The 18,957-nt window shown below is 40.6% G+C and carries 20 protein-coding genes; 7 read left to right on the forward strand and 13 right to left on the reverse strand.

What is annotated here, in order from left to right; all coding sequences use genetic code 11:
• Positions 1-224: 224 nt before the first annotated feature.
• Positions 225-1,046 (forward strand): 4-hydroxy-tetrahydrodipicolinate reductase, encoded by an 822-nt coding sequence (gene dapB, locus FTV08_RS11240; protein WP_004647678.1) that lies wholly within the window; start codon positions 225-227, stop codon positions 1,044-1,046.
• A gap of 56 nt (positions 1,047-1,102) precedes the next feature.
• Positions 1,103-1,747: an START domain-containing protein gene (locus FTV08_RS11245; protein ID WP_180087354.1), complete on the forward strand. Its 645-nt coding sequence runs from the start codon at positions 1,103-1,105 to the stop codon at positions 1,745-1,747.
• A 48-nt stretch (positions 1,748-1,795) separates the two neighbouring features.
• On the opposite strand, the gene FTV08_RS11250 is transcribed toward FTV08_RS11245, so the two are convergent.
• The 13 genes from FTV08_RS11250 to FTV08_RS11310 all read right to left on the reverse strand — a co-directional run bounded on the left by FTV08_RS11250 (position 1,796) and on the right by FTV08_RS11310 (position 13,856).
• The gene (locus FTV08_RS11250) at positions 1,796-2,824 is read right to left on the reverse strand and encodes an NAD(P)-dependent alcohol dehydrogenase (RefSeq protein WP_180087355.1); all 1,029 of its coding nucleotides are present in this window, start codon (positions 2,822-2,824) and stop codon (positions 1,796-1,798) included.
• Positions 2,825-2,829: 5 nt separating this feature from the next.
• Positions 2,830-3,411, reverse strand: a complete 582-nt coding sequence (locus FTV08_RS11255; RefSeq protein WP_180087356.1) for a DNA-3-methyladenine glycosylase I — start codon at positions 3,409-3,411, stop codon at positions 2,830-2,832.
• Positions 3,412-3,435: 24 nt separating this feature from the next.
• Positions 3,436-3,681 (reverse strand): hypothetical protein, encoded by a 246-nt coding sequence (locus FTV08_RS11260; RefSeq protein ID WP_005108279.1) that lies wholly within the window; start codon positions 3,679-3,681, stop codon positions 3,436-3,438.
• Positions 3,682-3,696: 15 nt separating this feature from the next.
• Positions 3,697-4,239: a M23 family metallopeptidase gene (locus FTV08_RS11265; protein ID WP_180087357.1), complete on the reverse strand. Its 543-nt coding sequence runs from the start codon at positions 4,237-4,239 to the stop codon at positions 3,697-3,699.
• 69 nt (positions 4,240-4,308) lie between these two features.
• Positions 4,309-5,337 carry an A/G-specific adenine glycosylase gene (mutY, locus tag FTV08_RS11270; RefSeq protein ID WP_180087358.1) on the reverse strand — a complete coding sequence of 343 codons (1,029 nt, stop codon included), beginning with the start codon at positions 5,335-5,337 and terminating at the stop codon, positions 4,309-4,311.
• A gap of 160 nt (positions 5,338-5,497) precedes the next feature.
• Entirely contained in the window at positions 5,498-5,857 is a 360-nt protein-coding gene (locus tag FTV08_RS11275; protein ID WP_180087399.1) for an HIT family protein, read from the reverse strand.
• Positions 5,858-5,950: 93 nt separating this feature from the next.
• Positions 5,951-6,700 (reverse strand): dienelactone hydrolase family protein, encoded by a 750-nt coding sequence (locus FTV08_RS11280; protein WP_373687395.1) that lies wholly within the window; start codon positions 6,698-6,700, stop codon positions 5,951-5,953.
• 149 nt (positions 6,701-6,849) lie between these two features.
• Positions 6,850-7,539 (reverse strand): FKBP-type peptidyl-prolyl cis-trans isomerase, encoded by a 690-nt coding sequence (locus FTV08_RS11285; protein ID WP_180087360.1) that lies wholly within the window; start codon positions 7,537-7,539, stop codon positions 6,850-6,852.
• 48 nt (positions 7,540-7,587) lie between these two features.
• Complete coding sequence (locus FTV08_RS11290; RefSeq protein WP_180087361.1) at positions 7,588-8,292, reverse strand: FKBP-type peptidyl-prolyl cis-trans isomerase; 705 nt, start codon at positions 8,290-8,292, stop codon at positions 7,588-7,590.
• A gap of 232 nt (positions 8,293-8,524) precedes the next feature.
• Positions 8,525-9,964, reverse strand: coding sequence for a capsule assembly Wzi family protein (locus FTV08_RS11295; protein ID WP_180087362.1), 1,440 nt, complete (start codon positions 9,962-9,964; stop codon positions 8,525-8,527).
• Positions 9,965-10,110: 146 nt separating this feature from the next.
• Positions 10,111-12,309, reverse strand: coding sequence for a polysaccharide biosynthesis tyrosine autokinase (locus FTV08_RS11300; RefSeq protein WP_180087363.1), 2,199 nt, complete (start codon positions 12,307-12,309; stop codon positions 10,111-10,113).
• Positions 12,310-12,329: 20 nt separating this feature from the next.
• A complete protein-coding gene (locus FTV08_RS11305; protein WP_180087364.1) occupies positions 12,330-12,758 on the reverse strand; it encodes a low molecular weight protein-tyrosine-phosphatase in 429 nt (142 codons plus the stop codon).
• A gap of 3 nt (positions 12,759-12,761) precedes the next feature.
• Complete coding sequence (locus tag FTV08_RS11310; RefSeq protein ID WP_180087365.1) at positions 12,762-13,856, reverse strand: polysaccharide biosynthesis/export family protein; 1,095 nt, start codon at positions 13,854-13,856, stop codon at positions 12,762-12,764.
• Positions 13,857-14,116: 260 nt separating this feature from the next.
• Here FTV08_RS11310 and rfbB point away from each other — a divergent pair, with 260 nt between their 5' ends.
• Genes rfbB through FTV08_RS11335 form a run of 5 tightly spaced genes read left to right on the forward strand, consistent with a single transcriptional unit; the run spans position 14,117 to position 18,762 of the window.
• A complete protein-coding gene (rfbB, locus tag FTV08_RS11315) occupies positions 14,117-15,181 on the forward strand; it encodes a dTDP-glucose 4,6-dehydratase (RefSeq protein ID WP_180087366.1) in 1,065 nt (354 codons plus the stop codon).
• Entirely contained in the window at positions 15,181-16,074 is an 894-nt protein-coding gene (gene rfbD / locus FTV08_RS11320; protein ID WP_180087367.1) for a dTDP-4-dehydrorhamnose reductase, read from the forward strand. The genes rfbB and rfbD overlap by 1 nt, the downstream gene beginning before the upstream one ends.
• Positions 16,071-16,955 carry a glucose-1-phosphate thymidylyltransferase RfbA gene (gene rfbA / locus FTV08_RS11325; protein WP_180087368.1) on the forward strand — a complete coding sequence of 295 codons (885 nt, stop codon included), beginning with the start codon at positions 16,071-16,073 and terminating at the stop codon, positions 16,953-16,955. The genes rfbD and rfbA overlap by 4 nt, the downstream gene beginning before the upstream one ends.
• Positions 16,952-17,524, forward strand: coding sequence for a dTDP-4-dehydrorhamnose 3,5-epimerase (gene rfbC / locus FTV08_RS11330; protein WP_180087369.1), 573 nt, complete (start codon positions 16,952-16,954; stop codon positions 17,522-17,524). The genes rfbA and rfbC overlap by 4 nt, the downstream gene beginning before the upstream one ends.
• Positions 17,521-18,762 (forward strand): flippase, encoded by a 1,242-nt coding sequence (locus FTV08_RS11335; RefSeq protein ID WP_180087370.1) that lies wholly within the window; start codon positions 17,521-17,523, stop codon positions 18,760-18,762. The genes rfbC and FTV08_RS11335 overlap by 4 nt, the downstream gene beginning before the upstream one ends.
• The last annotated feature ends 195 nt before the right edge of the window (positions 18,763-18,957 follow it).

Raw genomic sequence — 18,957 nt, forward strand, 5'->3', positions numbered from 1 at the left:
TATATGAGTAATTGCTAAAAACTATATGACGAGTCAAGTTGATGTATATCGTATAGCTTTGACGGAAGTGATTGCCTAACTTCTTAAGCTTGATTAAAACTCTTATCAATATCAGTGATTTCACTCTTTGAGTATTTTCATTGATTTTTATGCAATGCATCTTAGTGTTATTCTGCAGTTTTGCTATAGTAAGAGCAATTTTGGATCAACATCAGGACTATGTTATGTCAGCTACACCACGCATTGGGATCTTAGGTGCAGGCGGTCGTATGGGGCGTATCCTTATTCAGGCGGTGCATGAAGCAGGTTATCAATTGGCGGCCGCGGTAGAACGCCCTGAAAGTACACTATTAGGCGCAGATGCTGGTGAACTTGCCGGAATTGGCGCAACAGGTGTCAAGATTGTGGGTAGCCTTACCGATGTAGTCAAAGACTGTGATGTCGTGATTGATTTTACCGCACCCGCAGCGACCGTCAATCATCTGAAAATCTGCCGTGAAGCTGGTGTCGCCATCGTGATCGGTACGACGGGTATGAATGATGAGCAAAAAGCCTATCTGGATCAATCTGCGACGGAAACTCCTGTAGTGTATGCAGCGAATTATTCAGTGGGTGTGAATGTATCGATCAAATTGCTTGAACTGGCCTCTAAAGTTTTTGGTGATACCGTAGATATCGAAGTGATTGAAGCACATCACCGTCACAAAGTAGATGCGCCATCGGGTACAGCTTTGATGTGGGGTGAGGCGATTGCGGAAACTTTGGGCCGTGACCTGAAAGAAGATGCGGTATATTGCCGTGAAGGTCATACCGGTCCGCGTGAGCGTAAGAGTATTGGCTTCCAGACCATTCGCGGTGGCGATATTGTCGGTGAACATACTGCAATGTTTATTGCTGATGGGGAACGTGTGGAAATTACTCATAAAGCGACTAACCGGATGAACTTTGCTTCTGGTGCGGTACGTGCTGCAGCTTGGGTCGTCGGTCGTGAAGCGCGTAAATATGATATGAAGGACGTGCTTGGTTTTAACGATATTCAGGTTTAAAACCGAGTTAAAATCATTTATAAAAAAATCTAAAACTAAAATAAGACGAATAAAAAATGCAAAAAATGATTTTCCTGCTCTGTGCAGTGGCGCTTGGCGCCATTGCGCAGGCCAAGCCTGTCGGGACGCCTAAACTCAGTATTCATAAAAATAATATCAAGGTCTGGACATACCAGAATGAACAAAACCCGGTCTTTCTCTATAAAGCTGAAACCACTTATACTGCACCGCTTGAAAATGCCGTGTCCTTGATTCTGAACGTCGAGCATGCAGTGCAGTGGGTTCCCTATATGGGTAGCATCAAGGTCCTGTCCCGCGATGATAAAAAAGGTGACTTTACCCTGTATATGGTGCTGGATTTTCCATTTCCCTTAAAAGACCGTGACCTGATTGTGCAGGGTAAGATGATCAAGGAAGCCAATGGTCAGATCACCATCAAGAATAAAGCCATCCAAAGTGGCTATCCTTTAAACCCGGCTTATGTGCGTTTAACCGATTATCAGGGCGACTGGACTTTTCAGAAACTGGCCAATAATAAAGTCAAGGTCTCTACCTATGGTTATGCCAATCCGGAAGGTTCCATTCCTTTGAGCTTCGTAAATATGTTTGTGCAACAGCAACCTTATCAGATGCTGCAGAAGATGAAGACCGAGCTGGCTAAGCCTTCACCTATTGCGATTTTGCCTGAAGCCCTGCAATAAAAAAGACCCAATCGCTGGGTCTTTTTAACAGCTAAAAATAGGCAGGATTTAAGCTGTAAAATCTGCTTTAAGTACAATCCGGTAACGGGCTTTGCCAGAATGCAGATGTTCAATCGCCTGGTTCAGTTGTGACATCGGGAAGACTTCAATTTGCGGAGCAATATTTTTACGTGCAGCAAATTGGAGTAACTGACGTAATGCCGCCGGCGAACCTGTCGGTGAACCGGTAACTGACTTGGCTCCACCAATCAGCATGCCAGCCGGAATCTGCATCGGCTCAAGTGGTAAACCCAGCATATGCACAGTGCCATTCGGTGCCAAAGTTGCCAGATAAGCCTGCCAGTTCAAGGTGACATTGACAGTACTCAGTAATAAATCAAACTTGCCACGCTGGGCTTTTAATGCAGCGACATCACGACTGTTCACTACATGGTCAGCGCCCATGGCTTTCAGTTCATCAGTTTTATCCAGGTTCGAGGTGAAGGCAGTAATTTCACAGCCCCAGGCTTTCAGCAGCTTGATGGCCATATGTCCTAAACCGCCAATGCCAATTACGCCCACATGATGAATGGCCTGAATCTGATGTTTCAGGATCGGATCGAATACGGTAATCCCTCCGCAGAGCAAAGGACCCGCACTTTCAGGATCAAGATCTTCGGGTAGGGGAATGACCCATTGCCATCCGGCACGCACTTTGTCGGCAAAACCACCGGCATGTCCGACAATGGTCGCCACCTGACCGCCAGTACACAGCACTTGCTGGCCTGAAATACAAGGATCGCAATATTGGCAACTTTCTGCCGTCCAGCCGATACCCACCCGTTGACCAACTTTCAGGCCTTTGGCTTCTGTACCCAGATGGGTAATGGTGCCAATAATCTCATGTCCAGCCACGACCGGATAGACCGACGAACCCCAGTCATTATTAATGACCGAAATATCCGAATGACAGAGTCCGCAGTATTCTACTTTGACTTCGACCTGATGCGGCTGCAGTTCTCCGGCATCAAACTGATAAGGCTCAAGTTCCGCACCTGCGGACATGGCTGCATAAGCTTGAATAATATTATTCGACATGATTTTCAGCTCTTATTTAAGTGCGAGGATATTGTTTTAAAATCACAATGATTTTCATGGTCATCGACCATACCAACGGCCTGCATAAAGGCATAGCAAATGGTGGGTCCGACAAATTTAAAACCGGCCTGTTTAAGGGCTTTAGACATCTTCTGGCTCTCAATGGTTTGAGCGGGTGCTTGCCGATAATCCACAACATCATTATTCAATCGCGGTTGCTGGGCAAAAGACCAGAGCCATTCCACCAGATTGATTCCTTGCTGTCGGAGCTTCAGCCATGCTTGGGCATTTTCCCGAACGGCGTTCAATTTGCCACGATGACGTATCAGGCTAGCATCTTCAAGTTTCAGTTGGAGTTGTTCATCTGTAAGTAAGGCGATAGATTCAATCGAATATTGAAAAAAATGTTCACGATAAGCTTCACGTTTTCTGAGGACAGTAATCCAAGCCAGACCGGCCTGCTGTCCTTCCAGACACAGCATTTCAAACAGGCGATTTTCATCCAGCAGGGCCTGTCCCCATTCCTGGTCATGATAGGCGATATACAGCGGATCATCGGAACACCAGCCACAGCGTTGCACAGTCATGTGATGCTCCTTGTTTTTATGTTTTTATAATTTAAACATAGTCCATTGATCTTGCTGATTGTCCCAGTACGACAGTTCAGCCTGATCCAGATCGCTAAATAGAATCCACATGTCTTTACCGGCCTTGTCGGCATAACCGGTACTGATCAGAAGCGCATCCTCGGTAATTTCCATCACCCAGCCCTGGTAAGTTTGACCATTCAATACAATTTTTTGTTGATTGCCTGATTCAGCAAATTCCACCAGACGATTGATCAACGCTTCTGACATGTAAATATCCTAAAATTAACGTAAATAGGGATAAGGGTTGACCACACCGCGGCCCTTGCCCTGTAAATAGATTCCATAATGCAGATGGGGAGCAGTATGCCGGGCATTGCCGCTGTTGCCGACATAAGCAATCAGCTGGCCTTTTTTGACATAGTCGCCGACTTTTAAGCCACGTTTATGGCCATCCAGATGCGCATAATAGTGCCAGGAGCCGCCTGGACCCAAAATCCAGACTACTTTACCACCCAAATTGTTGTTACGTAAATCTGCAATTAGACCCTCAGTCGCGCTAAAGACTTTGGTTCCACGTGGAGCCATGATATCAATACCTTCATGTAGGCGTCCGCGACTGCGCGAAGCACCCCAGGTATCTGTTAACTCACGTGCTTGTATGCGTGCCACCGGGATTGGCAGAGAGGACGGTACTCGCATACTTTTCAGTTTTTGCACGAGGATAGGGTTGAGCTGTACAGCAGGGGATTTTTTTGGTGTACTGCTACAGGCAGCCAGCAGCACAGCAATCAAAGCAATCCACGTCAAAGCAAGGTATTGGCGCACTTTATTCATCCTTAAATATTGGCAATGCTCATGTTGAGCTGAGCGATATTTTGCTTTGTTCAGACTATGTCACAGATTGACGCTAGTGATCAATTTTTTCATGGCAGTCGGAATGCCGGCCTCAGTTGCTGTTTGCGGACTCATCCAGCAGCCTTGCAGTTCAATGGCCAGATGTTCCTGCTGATCCTGATCTACTGCAAAAACAATTGCTTCAAGTTGCCAGGTAAAATGGGTAAAACTGTGGCTAATCTGGGTTTTTTTGATGATGTTCTTGAGGTCCAACTGCTGGCATTGCTGTTCAAATTCATATGTATTTTCAATAATCGGCAGACACCAGAGACCGCCCCAAAGACCGCTATTGGGACGTTGTTGCCAGAGCCAGTCTGTACCGGACTGGATTAGCAGGACCTGAGCAGAGCGTACCGGAACCGGTTTTTTGGCCTTCTTGAAAGGCAATTCATTTTCCAGTCCTTGCTGATGTGCCTTGCAATGCTGCTGCATTGGACAATACAGACACAAAGGCTTTTTCGGGGTACATACGGTCGCGCCCAGATCCATAATTGCCTGGGTATAGTCATGATTGCGTTCGATAGGACAGAGTTGTTCTGCCAGTTGCCATAAGGCACGCTCATGCACCGGTTTGGACAGATCATCTTCAATGGCAAAGAAACGTGACAATACCCGTTTGACATTGCCATCCATGATTACGCCATATTGACGTAAACCGAGTGACATGAGGGCACCAGCGGTAGAACGGCCAATGCCGGGCAAGGCCATCCATTCTTCTAGGGTTTGAGGGAACTGCTGCTGTGCTGTCACGATGCCGGCAGCTTTATGCAGATTGCGGGCGCGGGCATAATAGCCGAGACCTGCCCAGTAGGGTGCGACCTCATCCCATGAGGCTTGACCCAAGTCCTGAACAGTCGGAAAACGCTGGATAAATCGTTCAAAATATTGCAGTACAGTTTTGACCTGGGTTTGCTGCAACATGATTTCAGAGACCCAGACTTTATACGGATCATCTGTCACCTGCCAGGGCAAGTCATGACGACCATGCACATCAAACCATTCCAACAGGGCATCTGAAAATACGAACATGAATACCTAGCAACCGAATAAGCAGCAGCTAGTATAGCGGAATCAGCAGGGTGGGAATGTGAAAAGTAGGATAAAAATGGCTGCTCATTTGTTTGGGCAGAAGAGTGATTTCAAAAAAATAAACGCTCCGTAGAGCATTTATTTTTGATAAAGAATCCGGTTAATCGTTAATTCCCCAGCGCTCATCCAGCTTCAAGGTCTTGCCTGTATAACGCGGAATAATATGAATATGCAGATGTTCTACCTTTTCCTGAAATACTTCACCATCAATAAAGCCGACATGAAAACCGGCAGGCTGGTAGCGTAATTGCAGTTCATTGCGTGCCTGTTCCAGTAGAGACATCAAACTTTTACGTTCTTTGTCAGTCACTTCAAAAAATGAGGCCACATGCCGCAATGGAATGATCACACAATGACCTTCGGACAATGAATTTGGTTCAGGCAACACCACACCATAATCATTTTTGGCAATGACATCATATTCGTCAAAATTGCAGTAGGGGCAGTTGGTTTCAGCCATCATACACATTCTCCTCTGGTAGGATTTATCTTCTTTTCTTCATGAAGTATCTAAAATATTCAGCCTGTGAACAAGCCGGATAGTTGTTTCTATTTATGCCAAATGGCAGTCTAGCAAGGCATACATTGCTGCCAGACCTTTTTGTTCCGCTTCTGCATTGTAACCAAGATCCACACCATTGGCTTTGGCCCGTTCATCCGCAAGCGGGTTGCTAAAGCCATGTTTGGCATTTTCAAAAACAATCACTTCATGCTCGACTTTGGCAGCATGCATTTCCTCACGGAAACTGGCGACATCATCCAGGGTTACCATGCTGTCTAGTTCACCATGTAGCACCAGGATTTCCGCCTGTACCTGACCTTCCTGAGCAGGTGCTTTTGGCGACAGAATGGCATGGAAAGTCGCCACCGCTTTTAAAGGTGCATTAGAACGGGCCAGATCCAATACGACTTTGCCGCCGTAGCAGAAACCAATCGCTGCAAGCTTATCAGCATTGACTTCATCCTGTGCTGCCAGGGCATTCAAGGCTGCTGTTGCACGGTTAACGATAGTGTCAGGATCTTCAAAAGTCTGCATCATCCACTGATGAGCCTGATCAGAATTGGTCGTGACTTTTTTATCACCATACATGTCCATGGCCAAGGCCGCATAGCCATGTTCTGCAAGTTCACGGGCACGCTGTTCGGTATATTCATTCCGACCCCACCATTCGGGTGCGACCAGTACACCGGCAACAGGGGTATCTGTTTCTGGGGCGGCAAAATAACCAATTAATGGGCTGCCATCCTGCGCAGTATAATGAATTTCGCGAGTCTTGATTGCTACCATGCTGACGTCCTCTATTGTTGTTGAATTGCTTGATTAAAACATAACATAGCAAAACTGATAGGAATGTGACATGAAAACCTGCGATTTAAGGATACTTAAGCCCATAAAAAAAGAGAGGCCAATATAGAACCTCTCCGATTTTAGATCTGGAAAAATAGGACTTATTATTTAGTAATTTCCAGTAATTCCACATCAAAAATTAAAGTACTGTTCGGTTCAATTACATCCCCTGAACCAATCTGTCCATAGGCCAGTTCGGCCGGAATGAAGAAACGATATTTGGCACCTTCTTTCATCAGCTGTAAACCTTCGGTCCAGCCGGTAATGACTTGGGTGGTACGAAATACCACGGGCTGATTACGGGCAATCGAGCTGTCAAAAACCGTACCATCGATTAAACGGCCTTCATAATGTACACGGACATTACTATTTGCGCTCGGCGATTTACCTTTTCCTTCCTGAAGAATCTGATATTGCAAACCTGATTTGGTGGTTTTTATCCCCGGTTTTTTTGCATTTTCAGCCAGAAAAGCCTGACCAATTTTGGCATTTTCATCCGCCTGCTTTTTCAGGGTAATCAGCTCTTTGGCTTCAGCCTGACGCTTAAACTGGGTCAAGACCCGCGCCATATCTTCCTCGCTTAAAGTCGCCTGTTGACCAGCTGCTGCCGCTTTCAAACCGGCGCTGAAGGCATCCAGATCAATGCCTTGTAAGGAGTCAGCATTACTTTTTCCCATCAGATAACCAAAGCTGTAGCCGACCTGTTCGGCTTCCGGGCTTTTATTGGTGACGTCTTTTGCAAACAGACTGCCAGAACTCAGCAGTAAAACCATTAAACTTGTTTGTATTTTCATGATTAATTCTCAAAATAAAGGAGAGCGCGTTGCTCTCCTTTTCGTGGATTATTTTACTTCGATGAGTTCCACATCAAAAATCAAAGTACTGTGTGGAGGAATCGTACCTGGCACGCCCTGTTCGCCATAACCCAGTTTAGATGGAATATACAGGGTTGCTTTACCGCCTTCTTTCATCAGTTGCAGACCTTCGGTCCAGCCTGGAATGACCTGATTGAGTGGGAACTCAATCGGCTCGCCACGTTCAACCGAACTGTCAAACACGGTACCATCAACTAATTTCCCTGTGTAATGTACTTTCACAATTGAAGTTGCTGCAGGCTGCTTGCCCGTACCTTCTTTGGTCACTACATATTGCAAACCAGATGCTGTAGTTTTTATTCCAGCTTTTTTGGCATTTTCAGTCAGGAAAGTATCACTTGATGCCTGAGCCTGTTTGGCACTATCCACTTGCTTCTGCTGCATTTCTTTTTGGAACTGCTCATAAGCTGCTTGTAATTCTTCTTCAGTATAAGCAGGAGCAGTACGGGCATGACCTTCGCGAACGCCTGTTACAAAGCTGTTAATATCCAGCTCAGGTGGAGTTTGATGAGCGACTTCATAACCGAGTGCATAGCTAATTTTAGAAACAGCCGAGGCATCTTTAGATGCTTTTGTAGTTTGAGCTGCTGGGTTTTGAGTTGCATAGTAAACAGGTACTAGCGCGGCACCGCCTAGAAGAACAGCGACAGCAATCGGTAAGGCCTTGCTCATGTATTATTCCAATCTAATGTTATCGTTGAGGTTCATTCCATCTTAGCAGAAAATTTTGAGAAATCTTGCAGAATGGGTGGTTTTTTAGCAAGAGGGCATCGCAGTTGTGTTGAAGTTTAAAGATATAAAAAACCAGCAATCGCTGGTTTTTTAATTTTTTAGAATTTAATCATTGTTAGAGAATGTCTAGGAACAATACTTGCTCCAACCGACATTGTATTTTGCAAAGAACTTAGTAGGAAAATAAGCCTTTTTCTAAAGGAAATTCAATTCCAATCGATGCACCACCATCATTACCACGTAAGTCTGAATCACTGATCCAGCCATTTAGTTTCAGTGGAATATCTGGGCGTAAATAATGGGTCCAGCTCACATCAACAGCTTTTAATTCATCCTGCGCTGGAAAAGCTAAATTAGTAGTTCGGTTAGACTCATTCAACTTGGCAAACAGCACTCGAGCATTAACACGGTTCAGGCGATCGAAACGAATATCACCACCCACAGAAACCATTTGACCATCACCACCCATTGCATGTGCTAATGGGTAACCATGTTGATAAAAACCACCAATATAATTGGTGTGATTATAAGAAATACCTTGGGCCTTGCCATTGGTGCGGGTGTCTGCCCATTCGGTATATAGCTGGAAAGGCATATTATTATAGCTAGAAGAATAATCTACCCCAGCCAAATACATTTTTTTGGCTGGTAAGCCGCCCGCTTCATCTTCACCAATATATTGTGCATACATCCCCATTGGGACTTGCAGCAGTGGCTGTAGATTTAAGCGCGCATCAAACCCGGCAATTTGATTGGATGGGTCAGGTTCACCTGTGCCACCATTGTCTTTATTACCGACAAAAGCATCCCAAAGTGAGCTCAGGCTTTCAGGTCGTCCTTCACCTCCCCATTGGATAGCACGCGATGCACCTAGCTCCAAATAGGGTAAAGGTTGTGCAGTGAGACGTAAGCCAATTAATTTAGCATCAGGTACAGCATCATAGTCATCCAGTTGTCCGGCAAAGGCTTGATATTGCCAAGGTCCAATCCAAGAGAACCATTTATTCGCAAAAGCATTCTGTTCAGCACGCTGCATGGTCACACCATATACAGGGCGACTAGCATCACCCCGAATTAAGCTGCCATCATGGCCGGGTCCCCAGTAGGTCGGAATTTGTCCAGCAATCAGCCATTGATTCCACAATTTACCTGCGAGGTAAGACCCTTCCACATTCACATCTTGATCATTATCAATCTGGGGATCTTTTTCTGCATTTATGCGAAGTCTGGCATCCCAATTTTGATTGCCTGTATTTAACTCTATACCCGCTTGGTATTGCGCTTTTTGCTGGTCGCCAAAGACTTGAGGAATATTTTTTTGATCTGTCTCTGCAAATAGTGATGCTTTAAGTAACTGGTTGTTGGTATTCAAATGAGCCATGACTGAATCAATGACTCTTTGCTGATTATTATTGCTGACTTGGGCCTGAGAAAGGGCGCGTTGGATTTCATCACCACTCATTGGCCAGGTCGAAGTGCTAACTTGAATCACACCTTGCTGATTTAACCAGTTTAAATCGGTGCGCAGGTTTTGGTCATTTAAAACGATGCCTTGAGCAAAGGTTAGTGAGGAACTTAATGCCAAGCTGGCGAGCAGTGTTTTAGGTAACATTTTTGTATATTCTCAGGAGTTTTAAACTGTAACCAAGATAGGGTTTTTAGTTGATTTTTTCAACAATGATCATTTGAGATAAATGTAATAGAGGGTGATTTCACACCCTGCTCAAGGCAGGATGTGAAATCAAAGCTTACAATGAATTAGTCATTGTCTTTATTTGCGGTATAAGCATAGGCATAATTATAACCATAGCTACCTGCCGCCCCTTTTTGTACATCATTCAGAATCACGCCATTCACTTTGACATTGGCCTGTTCAAAACGATTCACAGTGATTTCCAGCTCTTTGATTTGTGTTTTACCATGACGGGCAATCAATAAATTTACACCCGCATATTGCGCAATAATAATACCATCGGTCACTGCAAGGACGGGTGGCGTGTCAATCAGGATATGATCAAAATGAGCAGAGGCCTGATCCAGGAAAGTCTTGAATTGATCTGTACTTAATAGTTCAGACGGGTTAACCGGACTCTTACCACGTGTCACAAAAAACAGGTTATCTACAGTTGAATTTTGCACCACCTCTTCATAGCTATTTTGGTGATTCAATAATTCTGCTAAACCTGGTTGCACTTCGGCATTAAAGTACTTATGTAAATAGCCACGACGTAGATCACCATCAATGACCAGAACCCGTTTTCCCCCTTGCGCTAAAATAGTAGCAAGGTTAGTGGTAATGAATGATTTTCCAACTTCAGGTGCAGGGCCAGAAATTGCAATCACATTATTGGTCGCATTCATTAAGGCAAAATGAATTGCTGTTCGCATGCTACGGAGGCTTTCAATCGCGATATCACTGCTATCTTTAACCGCAAGAATAGGAATATTCTTTTTCTTCTTTAATAGGTTAATACGACTTTCTTGAATAACAGAGCGCGGTACAGTGGCATAGACTGGCAGATCAAGCTCATTTTCAATTTGCGCTGCGTCTTTAATGCCTGAACGCATCATATTGCGTAGTAGTGCAATTAATACTCCAATAAAACCACCAACAAAAATTGATAAAATTATTGTAATTAATGGCTTAGGTTTAATTGGTTTAACAGGTTCAACAGCTTGGTCAATAACTCTAACATTACCAATTTCACCAGCCTCTGCAATTTTTAATTGCTGATAGCTATTGAGTAAAGCGGTATAAAGTTCAGTGTTTACTTTCACATCTCGATATAGCTGTAAATATAATCGTTGTGTTTCTGGTAAACGTTTAATCGATTGTGTCATTTCTGATGTTTTTTGATTAATTTCAGCAAGTTGAGCATTAATGGCTGACATTAGAGGGTGATCAGGGGTATATTTTGAAGAAAGTTCCGCTTGCTGTTGTTGTAATTGGATTTTCATCTTTTCCAGTTCAACATTTTGCTTTAACATTAACTCGGCTTCTTGAGTCACATCGATAGTATTGTATTGCTCACGGAAACGGTTGAACTTGATTTCTGATTCCTCAAGTTGCTGTTTAAGTTCCGGCAGCTGTTTGTCTAGAAAATTTAAAGTTTGTTTAGATTCTAAAGACTTGCGTTGAATATTTTGTATTTGATAGACGGATAAAATATTATTCAGAACTTGAGTAATATGTTCCTTATCATTGCCATTATAATTTAGACCAATAACACCGGAGTTTTTCCCTCTCTCTGCTACACCATAGTCATTTTTTAAGAACTGCATTGCTGTAGGTAGTGCAAGTTTAGTAATAGTAAATGTTTCTTTAAACGGAGATTTGCTAAATATTGCCACTTCCCAAAGGCCCTTAGAATCTATGGCTTGATTGCTCGAATTCAATTGACCTTTAAATATCACTTCATCTTTATAAGAGAAAGTAAACTGGTTGTTATCCGTGAATTTTAACTCTAATTTTTTATCTAGATAGTAATTTGGAATTTTTAACGTTTTGATTAAGAAGGCTTGATTTTTCTTCTGGAAAACCACCATATCCTTTTTATAAAGAACTTCAGCTTTGTCATTTTTAATCAGACGATTAAATAAAGTATCACTATTATCTTTAATTTGGATATCAAGGTGCAAATTTTGAATGGATTGTCCCAAAATCATGCGTGAGTTTAAGATTTCAATCTCAGCATCTGCGGGAGATTTTCCGCCCATTCCCCCTGGAATAGCATCACTCAACCCACCCAATAGGGCAGCAGCTCCAGCGCCTTTATTATCCTCTACTAGAACCATTGCATCAGCAGAATAAATTGAGGGAGTAACACGTAAATAAAGTAATGCGAAGGTTAAGCTCAATACGATACAAAGCGCGATCACTTTCCATTGTGCAATTAACGAAAAAAATAATTCTTTTAAGTCAATGGTATCGTCATTAGTACTTGAATTTTGATTCATGGATAAACTACTAGATAAAATTAAATATGTGATTGCCAATCCGAAACATAAGATTCGATGTTATTACATGTTTCTTCAAAAAATGCTTGATCAAGCTTATAAGGATCGGGAACATTATGACCTTGCCAATGTCCTAAACGAAATACTTTACCTTTAGCAAATGGCCAAGTCTTTTCTATATGTTTTTGTTGATTTGAACTCATCACTAAAATTAAATCTGCAGTTTTGATTAAGTGGGCATCAATTTGTTTTGCGACATGTGAGCTCATATCAATTGATTTTCTTGCCATACTTGCAATGGCCTTATCATCAGCACTATGGCCTACCATGGCAGAAAGACCAGCAGACTCAATATGTAAGTTAGGATGACTTTTCTTGAGAAAAAACTCACCCATTGGACTACGACAAATATTTCCCACACAGACGACTAAAATATTCCGAATTTGCATATTTTATTTACCCAGTTGGTCAAAGCTATAGAGTGCACTAGAGAACGGAATAATCTGGTTAACAATACGTTGCCAGCGCGTTAATCCAGTCGCATCAATATAAACGATGTCATTTTTTTTCATTTCGAATTGATTGGCTAAGCCCAAATTACCAAAACTGCTTAAATTCAAGTGATACACAGTGGACTGCTTGGTGGCTAAATCGGTGCGCATTACATAAATTTTAGCCGCACTTGCGGAGTAAGGATTAATTCCTTCACTTTCACCCAAAACATCACTTAGGGTCATACCTTGTTCACGTAAAGCCAGCGCTTGGCTTTTACTCGACTCACCCATAACATAAAGCTTTTGATTCTGTTTAGTATTCACAAAAATAGTATCATTCGGCTGAATCAGTAAATGATGTAAAGATAGGCCTTGTTTCTCTAGTTGTAGTACATTGAGGTCAAAAGTTTGACCCTCCCGGATCAATTGAATGTTGGTATTGTCACCTGTTTCAGTATTAATACCACCTGCCTGTCCGAGTGCTGTATAGATGCTAATGGGCTGATCATTTAGCGTATATTGGCCACTACGCATGACTTGTCCATTGACAAAATAGCGACGACCTTCATAAGACAATACTCGAACTACTACATCCGGATGTTTCAAATAGCGTGCAAATTGACTGCGTAAAAAACGATTGGTTTCAGCCAGTGTTTTCCCGGCTACCCGTACCTGTCCCACTAAAGGTAATTGTATGTTGCCACTAGAGTCTATGGGATAACCTGCAGCTTTTACATTGGAAATATCCTGAATAGGGGGGGTGATTTCTGGGTAGGCCCAAAGTTGAATTGAGAGAACATCACCTGAACTCAATTTATAGACTTGTTGATGCTTGTTAAATAAGTGAAAAATAGTATTGGAATTCTGAGAGTTATTGAGTTCGATACGAGGAATATTGTCTTGCGTAATTTGTATGACTGAAAGCTCTGCGCCTTGATCGGTTCTGTAATTACCTTGAGGAGGCAAATCATAGGTTTGCAAACCGGAAGTAAGCGTACAACCAGAAAATAATATTGAAATAGTGAATAAAATGGATGTGCGTTGATACTTCACATTCAAGCCCTTAATTTTAATACATCGTTATTAAGAAAGGATTGTAGTGCAAAATCTAATTATTGAATATCTTCAAAACATTTTTAATTTACATTTTTAATTTAGTTATCTGATTTTTATATTTATTTTTTTATTTTTTTGATGATTGGTTAAAATTTAATACTATATTAATATCTTTTTTTTAATTTATGTCTACAATAGCTGCAAAATTTTATACTCCTGTTGGTAAAATTCTTAAAAAGAAATTTAAGGTCATATAAATGAAAATTCTTGTCACTGGTGGCGCCGGTTTTATTGGTTCAGCAGTCATCCGTCATATTATTCAAAACACTAATAATCAAGTTTTTAATATTGATAAATTGACTTATGCAGGAAATTTAGAATCGTTAAAAGAAATTGATCAACACTCGAACTATGAGTTCAAACAAATTGATATTTGCGATACAGAACAAATTACAGCTGCAATAGATGCATTTCAGCCTCATGCAATTATGCACTTGGCTGCAGAGTCACATGTAGACCGCTCAATTGATGGCCCGGCAGCATTTATTCAAACCAATATTGTGGGAACTTATACTTTACTCGAAGCTGCTCGAAAGTATTGGATGAGTCTTGATGTTGAGGCACAACAGAACTTTCGCTTTCATCATATTTCTACAGATGAAGTATATGGTGACTTAGAAGGCACGACAGATTTGTTTACAGAAACAACTTCATACGCTCCAAGCTCTCCATATTCTGCCTCTAAAGCCAGTTCGGATCATTTGGTACGTGCTTGGCATAGGACCTATGGTCTACCTGTTATAGTAACCAATTGCTCAAATAATTATGGGCCTTACCATTTTCCAGAAAAATTAATTCCATTGGTGATTCTAAATGCACTGGATGCTAAACCTTTACCAGTATATGGGAATGGTCAGCAAATTCGGGATTGGTTATTTGTAGAAGATCATGCACGTGCTTTATATAAAGTGGTGACCGAAGGTGTAGTGGGTGAAACCTATAATATTGGTGGTCATAATGAAAAGCAGAATATAGAAGTGGTCAAAACCATTTGTAAGATTTTGGATGAGTTAAAGCCACAAGCCAATGGTCAAACTTATGAATCACTGATTACATTTGTAAAAGACCGCCCTGGTCATGACTTACGCTATGCGATTGATGCTACAAAAATTCAAAATGAATTAGGCTGGACACCAAAGGAAACATTTGAAACTGGAATCCGTAAAACAGTAGAGTGGTATTTGAATAATCAGGAGTGGGTTGCTCATATTCAAAGTGGGGAATACCAATCTTGGTTAGAAAAACAATACAAGGCTAAGTAATGAAAATCTTATTGCTTGGAAAAAATGGACAAGTTGGTTGGGAGCTTCAGCGCTCCCTTACGCCATTGGGTGAGGTGATTTCACTTGATCGAAATGGTTTAAATCAATGGTGTGGTGATTTAAGTAAGCCCGATCAAATTTATCAAACTATTATAGATATAGCCCCAAATGTTGTTGTGAATGCAAGTGCTTATACTGCTGTAGATTTGGCTGAAACAGAACAAGATATGGCTAATCTCATTAATTATGTGGCAGTAAGGAAGATAGCTGAGGCTTGTGCTCAAATTAAGGCACTTTTAGTGCATTATTCGACAGATTATGTTTTTGATGGTGAAGGTACATCAATATTAAATGAAACAGATGCACTGAAACCTTTGAATGTATATGGTCAAACTAAGGCATTAGGGGAGCAGGCTATTCAAAATGCTCAGTGCAATTACTTGATATTTCGAACATCATGGGTTTTTGCACAAAAAGGTAAAAACTTTTTAAAAACAATGCTTACTTTATCTCAGCAGCGTGAAGAATTATCTATTATTGATGATCAAATTGGCGCTCCAACGTCAGCTGAGCTAATTGCCGATGTAAGTGCTCATGCGATTGTGCAGACATTGCGAGATCAAACTAAAATTGGTATTTACCATTTGGTTGCTAGTGGGGAAACATCGTGGTTTGAGTATGCACACTATATATTTGAACAAGCAAAAAACTTAGGTGTGAATTTAGCCATTCAACAAGTTAATCCGATTCCAACAGCAGCATATCCGACACCAGCTAAACGTCCACATAATTCACGATTAAATAATCAAAAAATTCAACATGCTTTTCAAATCTATTTGCCAGATTGGAAAGTACATGTACAAAGAACAGTAGTTGAGGTATTTCATAAATGAGCATAAAGCGTAAAGGTATTATATTGGCAGGTGGTTCAGGCACACGCTTACATCCTATCACTAAAGGTGTATCTAAGCAGCTTTTACCAATTTATGATAAACCCATGATTTATTATCCATTATCAGTATTGATGTTGGCAGGTATTCGTGAGATTTTAATTATTTCGACGCCTGAAGACTTACCAAACTTTGAAAAGTTACTTGGTGATGGTTCGCAGTTTGGTATTAAGTTAAGTTATAAAGAGCAGCCTTCACCAGATGGATTAGCTCAGGCTTTTATTATTGGTGAAGAATTTATAGGTAATGATCATGTGTGCTTAATATTGGGTGACAATATTTATTATGGTCAAAATTTTAGTAAGCAATTAAAAATAGCAAATGCTGTTGATGTTGGTGCCACAGTTTTTGGTTATCATGTGACTGATCCAGAGCGTTTTGGTGTGGTGGAGTTTGATCCAACAGGCAAAGTGCTGAGCATTGAAGAAAAGCCAACCAAACCAAAATCACCTTATGCAGTCACTGGATTGTATTTCTATGATAATCGGGTTATTGAGTTTGCTAAACAGGTAAAACCATCCGCACGTGGTGAGTTAGAAATTACCGATATTAACAATGCTTATTTGAAAGATGGTTCACTCAATGTTGAATTACTTGGGCGTGGTTTTGCATGGCTAGATACGGGAACCCATGAATCTCTTCTAGAAGCAGGTCAGTTTGTGTATACCATTGAAAAACGTCAATCGCTAAAAGTGGCCTGTTTAGAAGAAATTGGTTTTCAGCAAGGTTGGATTTCAAAAGAAAAACTTAAGGAAAGTGCGGAAGCACTTAGAAAAACAGATTATGGTCAATACTTATTGAAATTATTGGATGAAGTAAAATGAGAGTTGAAAAAACAAAACTCGACGGTTTATTAGTACTTCATCCACAAGTATTTGGGGATGATCGTGGCTGGTTTATGGAAAGCTTTAATCAACAGCGTTTTGAAGCTGTATTAAAAGCGTTAAATTTACCTATTCCAACATTTGTGCAGGACAATCATTCCTGTTCGCAAAAAGGGGTGTTGAGAGGTTTGCATTTTCAGCGCGAACCATATGCTCAAGGTAAATTAGTTCGTGTTGTTCAAGGTAAAGTTTGGGATGTGGCCGTTGATATTCGCCCAAACTCTAAAACTTATGGAGAATGGGTTGGTCTTGAATTGAGTGCAGAAAATAAAACTATGTTCTGGATCCCTGAAGGGTTTGCGCATGGTTTTATAGCACTTGAAGACAATACTCAATTTTTGTATAAAACTACCCATTATTATAATAAAGAAAGTGAAGGAGCAATTATTTGGAATGACCCGATGCTTGCAATTGAGTGGCCTTTAAATCGGGTAGGTGAAGTAGTGGTGAGTGAGAAAGACTTAAAAGCAACAAAATTTTCAAATATTAGTGCTTGCAACTTAAAATGAAGATAGCAAAAAATAGTTTTTTTAATATAGCAGGTTATATTATACCAGGCATACTTTCAATTCCTATCTTAGGATATATGGCTCGTGAACTTGGGATTGAAGAGTTTGGGCTATTTACTATTATTCTAGCTTTAGTGGGTTATGCGAGTATTTTTGATGTTGGTATTACTCGCTCAGTCATTAGAGAGATAGCGATCTTTAAAAATAATGAAGAAGAAGTCTTAAAAATTATTTCAACATCAGCATTGTTAGTATTAATTCTTGGAGTTGTAGCTGGTGTGTTAATTATAGTATTTAGTAGCATTATATCAGAGCTACTGAAAGTAAGCTCTTATGCGGTTGAAAATTTCCAGTACTCTTTAATGCTATTATCTTTATCAATTCCTTTATTTTTATTAACTCAAATTTGGTGTTCTTTGTTAGAGGGAAGAGAAGAGTTCTTAAAACTTAATATTTTTAAAACTATTTCTAGCACCCTAGTGGTTCTATTACCAGCTATAGGTTTGATGCTGGACTCAAGTTTATTATCTGCTGTTATAGGGTTATTAATATCAAGAGTAATATCTATAATTTTAGTATTATGGTTTTGTAAAGAATACATAGTTAAACTAAAATTTCATAAAGAGACTTTTAAAAGATTAATAAATTTCGGTGGTTGGATTGCGGTAAGTAATATTATTAGTCCAATTATGTCTTATTTTGATCGGTTTATATTGGCTAATAAAGTAGGTAGTAATGTAGTAGGTTTTTATACAGGACCTTCAGAAGCTATTTCAAGAATTGGAATTTTCCCGAGTGCAATTGCGCGAACTATTTTTCCTATGTTGTCTGATAAAGAGGCAGACAATAAGCAAATCAAAAAAATATCATATCTATTAGTTTTTTTATCTATAGTGCCGTTTGGTATTATTGCAGCATATTTTGCTGAAAATATTTTGGATCTTTGGCTAGGCAGTCAGTTTGCATTAAAATCAACTCTGATTTTTCAAGTTTTAGTTTTAGGATTAATTTTTAATTCAATTGCTCAAGTACCTTTTACTAGTATTCAAGCGCAAGGTGGTTCTAAGGTTACAGCGATACTTCATTTATTTGAGGTAATACCATATGTACTTTTATTATTATATTTAATTCAATATTATGGTTTGCTGGGTGCTGCTTGGGCATGGACAATTCGCATGTTTGTAGATATGGGATTGTTAATTTTTCTTGATCAAAAAAATATCTTAAAAGAAGGTTGAGTAAGTTAATATGGAATATATCTACTTAGTTTTTTTCAATAACTTCCTTTTTCTTATTTTTCTTATTTTTATATTTTTTTATGGGTGTAATCTTAGCTCTAAATTTATACTTAATATTGTTTTCAATAGACCTCTTGCGAAAGTATCGTTTTACCTAATTTTTGAATTGCCTAAAACCTTATAAAATGTAGCTTT

The organism is Acinetobacter sp. YH12226, from assembly GCF_013417805.1.
GTDB lineage: Bacteria > Pseudomonadota > Gammaproteobacteria > Pseudomonadales > Moraxellaceae > Acinetobacter.